This is a genomic window from Lacticaseibacillus sp. 22 (assembly GCF_055413445.1).
In genome coordinates, this window is record NZ_JBVAYD010000075.1 from 1 (window position 1) to 661 (window position 661).

The 661-nt window shown below is 51.4% G+C and carries 6 tRNA genes; all 6 read left to right on the forward strand.

The features are described 5' to 3' along the window. Positions 1-42: 42 nt before the first annotated feature. The 6 genes from ACWP87_RS13790 (at position 43) to ACWP87_RS13815 (ending at position 617) form a co-directional block, all read left to right on the forward strand. Positions 43-115: transfer RNA gene (locus ACWP87_RS13790), tRNA-Thr, on the forward strand. Between the two features lie 34 nt (positions 116-149). Next, positions 150-221: transfer RNA gene (locus ACWP87_RS13795), tRNA-Gly, on the forward strand. 60 nt (positions 222-281) lie between these two features. Next, a tRNA-Arg gene (locus ACWP87_RS13800) sits at positions 282-355 on the forward strand. 5 nt (positions 356-360) lie between these two features. Continuing rightward, a tRNA-Pro gene (locus ACWP87_RS13805) sits at positions 361-434 on the forward strand. A 27-nt stretch (positions 435-461) separates the two neighbouring features. Next, positions 462-535 (forward strand) — tRNA-Met (locus tag ACWP87_RS13810). A gap of 8 nt (positions 536-543) precedes the next feature. Continuing rightward, positions 544-617: transfer RNA gene (locus ACWP87_RS13815), tRNA-Ile, on the forward strand. The last annotated feature ends 44 nt before the right edge of the window (positions 618-661 follow it).

The following is a 661-nucleotide window of genomic DNA, read 5'->3' on the forward strand; positions in this document are numbered from 1 at the left end:
GAGAATTATTGGTTTTAATTGGCGGCTCAAGTCGATATTTTTGCCGACTTAGCTCAGTTGGTAGAGCATCTGTCTTGTAAACAGGGGGTCGAAGGTTCGAATCCTTTAGTCGGCATGGCACCAATAATTTGATAAGCATTTTGTTTCATGCGGAAGTAGTTCAGTGGTAGAACATCACCTTGCCATGGTGGGGGTCGCGGGTTCGAATCCCGTCTTCCGCTTTCCGAGCACAGTGCCGAGGGTGTGCTTGGTCGAAAAGTTCCTCGGCATTATCATGATTTGCACCCATAGCGCAACTGGATAGAGTGTCTGACTACGAATCAGAAGGTTGTAGGTTCGACTCCTACTGGGTGCATTTAACGGGAAATAGCTCAGCTTGGTAGAGCACCTGGTTTGGGACCAGGGGGTCGCAGGTTCGAATCCTGTTTTCCCGATTGGACGCTTAGTCCATATGTTTTTCTCGCGGTGTAGCTCAGCTGGCTAGAGCGTCCGGTTCATACCCGGGAGGTCGAGGGTTCGATCCCCCCCGCCGCGATTGAGCTTGGACCTTTAGCTCAGTTGGTTAGAGCAGGCGGCTCATAACCGCCCGGTCGTAGGTTCGAGCCCTACAAGGTCCATCTTTACAGGCGGGCCACTGTTCGGTATAATCAGTTTGTTACTG